This window comes from Methylonatrum kenyense (assembly GCF_023195885.1).
Classification (GTDB): Bacteria; Pseudomonadota; Gammaproteobacteria; order Nitrococcales; family Aquisalimonadaceae; genus Methylonatrum; species Methylonatrum kenyense.
On the sequence record NZ_JALPKO010000007.1, the window covers coordinates 201,979 to 209,857 of the forward strand.

Here is a 7,879-nt window from a genome sequence, read left to right on the forward strand (position 1 = left end):
GCGGATTCTACGCATACACATTCCGCCGCGGCTGACGCAGAATGCATGGGGCGACTTGAAAGCATCCAGGCGTGCCCCGACCTCCCCGACTTAAGGAAACACTGACCTATTCCCACGCCTGCGTTGGAGTCCGCATTTTTTCCGAGGCAAGGCGCGCTGCGCCGCGCCGCAGTCATTCTGCGGTCAAGCAGCGCAACGCAGCAGTCGGGAAAAATGATGACCAAAACCGGTCCCGGGCGCAGGCGCGGGAACAGAGCAGTGTTTCCTTAAAAACACATGCCACGGGATCAATCAATAATGACGGAATCCAGACATCAGCGCCTGCTCATTCTCGGCTCCGGCCCGGCAGGTTACACCGCCGCTGTCTACGCGGCCCGCGCCAACCTCGAACCGGTGCTCGTGACCGGCCTGCAAATGGGCGGGCAGCTCACCACAACCACTGACGTCGACAACTGGCCCGGCGATGTCGAGGGCCTGCAGGGGCCGGCATTGATGGACCGGATGAAGGCCCACGCGGAGCGCTTCGGCACCGAGGTGCTGTTCGATCACATTCATACGGTCAAGTTGGGCCAGCGGCCGTTCGTGCTGGAAGGCGATGCGGGCACCTACACTTGCGATGCGCTGATCATTGCCACCGGCGCCAGTGCACGGTATCTCGGCCTGCCCTCGGAAGAGGCGTTCATGGGCAGGGGCGTCAGCGCCTGCGCGACCTGCGACGGCTTTTTCTACAAGGGCCAGCATGTGGCTGTCGTTGGCGGCGGCAATACCGCGGTGGAAGAGGCCCTGTACCTGTCCAACATTGCCGACCACGTCACCCTGGTCCACCGGCGCGACACGCTGCGCTCCGAAAAGATTCTGCAGGACAAGCTGTTCGAGAAACGCGATGCCGGCAAGGTGACAACGCTGTGGAACCACACCCTCGACGAAGTGCTGGGTGATGACTCCGGCGTCACCGGCATGCGACTGGCGCCGACCGATGGCGGCGAAAAGCGGGACGTCGATGTGGCCGGGGTATTCATTGCGATCGGTCACACGCCGAATACCGAGATTTTCAGGGACCAACTCGACATGGAAGGCGGCTACATCAAGGTGCAAAGCGGCCTGCACGGTAACGCCACGGCCACCAGCGTCCCCGGCGTTTTCGCCGCCGGCGATGTGATGGACCACGTCTATCGCCAGGCAATCACCTCAGCGGGCGCAGGCTGCATGGCGGCGCTGGATGCCGAACGGTATCTGGATCAGCTAGAGAGACACTGAGTTATTCACACGCCTGCGTTGGAGTCCGCATTTTTTCCGAGGCAAGGCGCGCCGCGCAGCGCCGCAGTCATTCTGCGGTCAAGCAGCGCAACGCAGCAGTCGGGAAAAATGCGGCCCAACCCGAAGGGCCCGGCCGGTTTTGGCCCCTGGCGGCGTTGCGTCACCGGCCCGGTAGCTACGGCTACCGAACCGGCACCGCGCCTTGCCAGATGACCAAAACCGGTCTCGGGCGCAGACGCGGGAATAAATCAGTGTCTCCCTAGAAGGCTAGTTTTCAGTGATTCAGGTTTCAGTGTTCAGGGGCGCCCCACCTGAACACTGAATCACTGAACACTTTCCCTTTCCTTGTTCCTCTGCGTCACAAGGCTGCTGAGGAATTTTCACTTGAGATTCCTTCCGGAAAATACAATAATTTACGTAAGAAACTTTTCGCCCCGGCTCGGTAACCCCGGACCGGGAAACTCAGGGAGGATAACGCGGCAAAACCGCAGTAATCCAAACGAATACGAGAGGTTTAGACGCATACAAAATGATGGGAACCAGCCCACTGAATCCGCAGTACGTGAAACGTCCGCCGGAGAAGCAGCGTCAGGTAAACCAGGAATCCGCCCACCTCGCCCTCTACTTCTATGAAAGTTGCGACACCTGCATTCGCATTATTCGCCTGATCGAGCGTCTGTGCCTGCGTGTCGAACTTCGCAATATCCGCAACGTCAGTGCGTTTCGCGATCACCTGCTTCATGGCACAGGGCGACAGGACGTGCCGTGTCTGATTATCCAGGAGCAGGGCAAGGAACCACGCTGGCTTTGTGATGCGGAAGAAATCATCGCGTATCTGGAACAGCGCTTTACCTGAACAAGCGCGGGTTTCGATATGGCGATGCGACGCGATCACCCAATCGTCATGGGTGATCGTAGTCGACAGTGAGAGGGGCGTGATCCGAGAAGCGCTCGTCGGTGTAGACTGCCGAGCGCTGTAGCGTTTCAGCCAGCCCCGGGGTGACGATCTGGTAATCGATCCGCCACCCCGTGTTATTTGTCCAGGCCTGGCCACGATTGGACCACCAGGTGTATTGCTCCCTTTCCGGGTAAAGAAAGCGAAAGCTGTCCACCCAGCCCAGTTCATCAAACACACGATCCATCCAGGCGCGTTCCTCGGGAAGAAAGCCGGAGTTTTTCTGATTACCACGCCAGTTTCGAATATCGATGCGTCGATGCGCGATATTCCAGTCACCGCAGATGATGTAATCGCGGCCGCTCGCACCCCATTCACGCATCTGCTCGAAAAAGCGGTCCATGACCCGATACTTGACCTGCTGTCTTGCGTCTGCCGACGAGCCTGAGGGCATGTACAGGGAGATCACGGACAAGTTACCGAACCGGGCCTCGATGCAACGCCCCTCGGCATCGAATTCGTCCCAACCGAGGCCGACAATGACCTCGTCTGGACGAGTCCGGGCGTACAGGCCGACACCGCTGTAGCCCTTCTTCTCCGCCGAGTGGTAATAGCAGTGGAATTCCTGCGGATAAAAGGTCTCATCGAGTTGATCCTCCATGGCCTTGATCTCCTGCAGGCAGACGACATCCGCATCCTGCCTTGGCAACCAATCGAAAAACCCCTTGCGGGCGGCGGCACGAATTCCGTTGCAGTTCAGACTAATGACGCGCATGGACAGGCTCCTTGACCCAGGGAAACACTGAAACGCGCCGAACCCTACCCCGCAGTGATCCACTTGGGAACCGCCGAAACACCGCCCGAACATGCGAACGACCGGCTGTTTCCCTATACTCTTGCCACCGAAGGAGACGCCGACCAACCGAGCAAGGCCGGTTTCGGATGGAAATCCAGACATCAACCGGCGTTTCCCTGAACGAGGTCGCAAACCGGGCCTCGTCAGTCACCCGGGCCGGGGCCACAAGCCCCTGCGCACATCTGGGGCCACACAGGGAGGACTCATGGAGAACCAGATCCGTTACCCCGAAACCGGACAGAAGATCACGGTCGAGGACGGCAGACTCAAGGTGCCGGACAATCCGATCATCGGCTACGTCGAAGGTGACGGCATTGGCCCCGACATCACCCGCGCATCGATGCGCGTCTGGGACGCGGCGGTGGAAAAAGCGTATGGCGGCGAACGCAAGATCCACTGGGCGGAACTGTTCATGGGCGAGAAGGCCGCCGGAATCTATGACGGCGACTACTTTCCGGACGAGACCAAGGAAGCATTGAAGGATCTTCTGGTCTCCATCAAGGGCCCCCTGACCACGCCGGTGGGCGGCGGTTTTCGTTCGCTGAATGTGTCCCTGCGCCAGGAACTTGACCTGTATGCCTGCGTGCGCCCGGTGCGCCATTACGAAGGCGTACCTTCGCCGCTGAGAAAGCCGGAAGACGTGGATGTTGTCATCTTCCGCGAGAACACCGAGGACGTTTATGCCGGCATCGAGTACCAGTCCGGCAGTGACGAAAACCGGAAGCTTGCCCGATTCCTGCGCGATGAAATGGGCGCAAGCTTTTTCGACGATGCCGGCCTCGGCGTCAAGCCAATATCCGAATTCGGCACCAAGCGGCTGGTGCGCAAGGCCATCCAGTACGCCATCGAACAGAACCGCGAAAGCGTGACGTTGGTGCACAAGGGCAACATCATGAAGTTCACCGAGGGTGCATTCCGTACCTGGGGTTATGAACTTGCCCGCGAGGAATTCCCGGACCAGACCATCACCGAGGAGGAGCTGTACAGCACGTACGGCGGCAAGCGTCCGGAAGGCAAGGTGGTGATCAAGGACCGCATCGCCGACATCATCTTCCAGATGATGCTGCTGCGCCCCAACGAGTTCGACGTGATCGCGACCATGAACCTGAACGGCGACTACCTCTCGGACGCGGTGGCCGCCGAAGTCGGTGGGGTCGGCATCGCACCCGGCGCCAACATGAGCGATAACGTCGCGGTCTTCGAGGCGACCCACGGCACGGCGCCGAAGTATGCCGGCCAGGACAAGGTCAATCCCGGCTCGCTGCTGTTTTCCGGGGTCATGCTGCTGGAACACATTGGCTGGCAGGAAGCGGCCGACCTGATCACTGCTGCCTATCAGGAGGTAGTCACCAGCCGCATCGTCACCTACGACTTCGCCCGCCAGATCGAGGGGGCGTCGGAGGTCAAGACCAGCCAGTTCGGCAATGCCATCATTGACCAGATCCGTGGCGGCCTTGATATCGAGCAGTATCGCCAGGAACGCGAGCAGGCCATCAAGCAGGACCGAAAGGTGCGCGAAATGCGCCGTGTCTCCTCGCCGCTGGATGAAATGATCGCCTCCGGCCGCACGCCGCACACGGTCGGCGACCTGATGAACCCGACGCCGGTTTCGGTACCGCCGGAAACCACTGTCGAGGATGCGATGCACCTGATGCGCGAGAAACACATCTCCAGCATCATGGCGCGCCCCGGAGAGGACGGCCAGTGGGGCATCATGACCCAGCGCGACGTGCTCAGCCGGGTAGTTTCCGCCAACCGCACGCCGAAAACCACCCGTGTCACCGAGGTGGCCTCGAAGCCACTGGTCACCGTGCCGGTGGACATGACCTTGCAGGAATGCGCCGAGAAGATGACCAATTCGAACATTCGGCGCGTCGCGGTCATCGACAAGGATCAGGAACCGATCGGAATCATATCCGACACCGATATCTTTGCCAGCGTCGAGCAGTTCGGATTACCGGAGTAGAAACCCGACCCTCCGGACGATCAGGAGCCCGGGCCCTTGGGCGATCACGTACCCGAACGTGGGTTGGTCACCGAGAAGGCTCGGCTCCTGCGGCGCCGATGACGCGGCGGCGAATGACCAGGCAGGAGCCCAGCCCTCTGGGCGATACAGACCTGTTACCGGGCACACAGACTAATCACAAGGACCGACGAATCGGTCGCAGGGGCGTCTTGCGGCGCCCCGAGGGGCTTTCATGACCACCAAGGACACCGATCTTCCACTGCGGGAGAACATCCGGCAGTTGGGCGACCTATTGGGCCAGACCGTGCGCGAGCAAGGCGGCGCGGAACTGTTCGACACCGTAGAGAAGGTGCGCATGCTGGCCAAAGACGCGCGCGCCGGCGATACGGAAGCGGCAACGCAGCTGGAACAGACGCTCACCGGACTGGATGATCACATGATCATGCCCATTGCCCGGGCGTTCTCGCATTTCCTGAACCTGGCCAATATCGCGGAGCAGCATCACCGCGTGCGTCGCAGCCGTGCCTGGGCCATGGATCCGGAATCGCGCCCGGCCCGCGGCTCGCTGGAAGACACCCTGTCGCGGCTGGCGAGCAGCACCGATCCGGATGCGCTGCACCGGGCTGCCTGCGACATGCAGATCGGCCTGGTGCTGACCGCGCATCCGACCGAGATCACCCGGCGTACCCTGCTGCAGAAACACAACCGCATCGCCCGCCTGCTCGACCAGCAGGATCGCCAGGACCTGACGCCGGAGGAACGCGAGGATCTGGAAACGGACCTCAAGCGCGAGGTCACGTCCGCCTGGTTCACCGACGAGATCCGGCAACGCAGGCCGTCGCCACTGGACGAGGCCCGCTGGGGCTATGCGGTGGTGGAGCAGACACTGTGGAACGCTATCCCGCGCAATGCCCGGCGTCTGGACCGGGCCCTGCACAAGCATACCGGCAAGGGCCTGCCACTGGACGCGGCCCCGATCCGCTTTGGCTCATGGATGGGCGGCGACCGGGACGGCAATCCGCGGGTCACGGCCCGGGTAACTCGGCAGTCCTGCCTGCTGGCGCGCTGGATGGCGGCAACCCAGTACGAACGCGATATCAACACCCTGGTGGACGAGTTGTCCGTGCAGTGCATGGACGAGGACCTGCGCGAGAAGGTCGGTGATGCCTGGGAACCCTACCGGGTGCTGCTGAAGCGGGTGCGCGCCCGCATGCGCCTGACCATCCGCTGGGTCGAGGCCCGCCTGGAAGGTCGCAACGCGCCGGAAGGCGAAGTCTACCTGCAGACCGACGAACTGCTGACCACGCTGAAGGAGTGCTACCACTCGCTGCATCGCTGCGGCGCCGGCGTGCTCGCCGACGGCAACCTGCTGGACACCCTGCGCCGGGTCGCCTGCTTCGGCCTGACCTTGATGCGCATCGACATCCGCCAGGAAGCGGACCGCCATACCGAGGCACTTGATGCCATTACCCAGGCAATCGGCCTCGGCAGCTACCGCGACTGGGATGAACAGCAACGCCAGGACTTCCTGATCCGCGAGCTGGGCAGCGAGCGGCCGTTGATTCCGCATCATTTTGAGGCCAACGACGATGTCCGCGAGGTGCTGGACACCTTCGAGGTCATTGCCGAACAGGCTGCCGAGAGTCTCGGCGCCTACATCATTTCCATGGCCTCCAAGCCGTCCGACATCCTGGCGGTCGAACTGCTGCAGAAGGAGGCCGGCGTCAAGACCCGCATGCCGGTGGTGCCGCTGTTCGAGACCCTGGATGACCTGGAAGGCGCCGAGGAAACCTTGGAACGCCTGCTCTCCATCGATGCGTACCGCAGCCATATCGGCAGTCATCAGGAAGTCATGATCGGCTACTCGGATTCGGGCAAGGACGCCGGCCACCTGACCGCCGCCTGGGCCCTGTACCAGACCCAGGAACGTCTGCTTGCCTGCTGCCGCCGGCAGGGCGTGAAGCTGTCCCTGTTCCACGGCCGCGGCGGCTCCATCGGTCGTGGTGGCGGGCCGACTCATGCGGCCATCCTGTCGCAACCACCGGGCTCGGTCAGCGGCAGCCTGCGCGTCACCGAACAGGGCGAGGTGATACAGGCCAAGTTCGGCATGCCGGGCATCGCACTACGCAACCTGGAGCTCTACACCACTGCCGTGCTGGAGGCGACGCTGCAGCCACCGCCGGATCCGAAGCAGGAATGGCGTGATGCCATGGACCTGCTGGCGGAGGTCGCGGCGAAGAACTATCGTGGCATGGTCCGCGAGACGGAAGGCTTCGTTGACTACTTCCGCTCGGCGACGCCGGAGCAGGAGATCGCCGGACTGACCATCGGTTCACGGCCGGCACGCCGAAAGACCGGTGGCGGGGTGGAGACGCTGCGCGCGATTCCGTGGATCTTCAGCTGGACTCAGACCCGGCTACTGCTGCCGGCATGGCTGGGCGTCGGTGAGGCACTGGACGAAGCCTATCAGCGGGACCTGACCGAGGAACTGCGTACCATGTTCCAGGAATGGCCCTTCTTCCGGGCCTTTGTCGACATGGTGGAAATGGTGCTGGCCAAGGGTGACCCGGAAGTCGCCGCACAGTATGACAGGCGCCTGGTACCGCCGGAGTTGCGGCCCCTGGGGGCGGATCTCCGCGCCCGCTTCAGCAAGACGCTGGACAAGGTGCTGGCAATCAGCGGCCATGAACGGCCGCTGGACGATTTCCCGGTCGTGCGCCGCTCGGTGGACGTGCGCAATCCCTACGTCGACCCGCTCAACCGCCTGCAGGTGGAACTCCTGCACCGTGTCCGGCATGGCAACGAGGACGATCTGCGCAAGGCGCTGATGGTGGCCATCAATGGCATCGCCGCTGGTATGCGGAATACGGGATAACTATTGCGTTTTACGTGTAACGTTTAAAGA

General features: G+C 62.1%; 5 protein-coding genes. 4 read left to right on the plus strand and 1 reads right to left on the minus strand.

The features are described from left to right. Window positions 1–297 precede the first annotated feature (297 nt). Both trxB and M0534_RS10315 read left to right on the plus strand, forming a co-directional pair. Complete coding sequence (gene trxB, locus M0534_RS10310) at window positions 298–1,257, plus strand: thioredoxin-disulfide reductase (RefSeq protein ID WP_248568340.1); 960 nt, start codon at window positions 298–300, stop codon at window positions 1,255–1,257. Between the two features lie 529 nt (window positions 1,258–1,786). Further along, window positions 1,787–2,113: a glutathione S-transferase N-terminal domain-containing protein gene (locus tag M0534_RS10315; RefSeq protein ID WP_248568341.1), complete on the plus strand. Its 327-nt coding sequence runs from the start codon at window positions 1,787–1,789 to the stop codon at window positions 2,111–2,113. A gap of 46 nt (window positions 2,114–2,159) precedes the next feature. On the opposite strand, the gene M0534_RS10320 is transcribed toward M0534_RS10315, so the two are convergent. Then, on the minus strand, window positions 2,160–2,927 hold the full coding sequence (locus tag M0534_RS10320; protein WP_248568342.1) for an exodeoxyribonuclease III: 768 nt from the start codon (window positions 2,925–2,927) through the stop codon (window positions 2,160–2,162). A 286-nt stretch (window positions 2,928–3,213) separates the two neighbouring features. On the opposite strand from M0534_RS10320, the gene icd reads away from it, so the two are divergent. Next, complete coding sequence (gene icd, locus M0534_RS10325) at window positions 3,214–4,974, plus strand: isocitrate dehydrogenase (NADP(+)) (RefSeq protein ID WP_248568343.1); 1,761 nt, start codon at window positions 3,214–3,216, stop codon at window positions 4,972–4,974. 232 nt (window positions 4,975–5,206) lie between these two features. Further along, window positions 5,207–7,849 (plus strand): phosphoenolpyruvate carboxylase, encoded by a 2,643-nt coding sequence (ppc, locus tag M0534_RS10330; protein ID WP_248568344.1) that lies wholly within the window; start codon window positions 5,207–5,209, stop codon window positions 7,847–7,849. Window positions 7,850–7,879 lie beyond the last annotated feature (30 nt).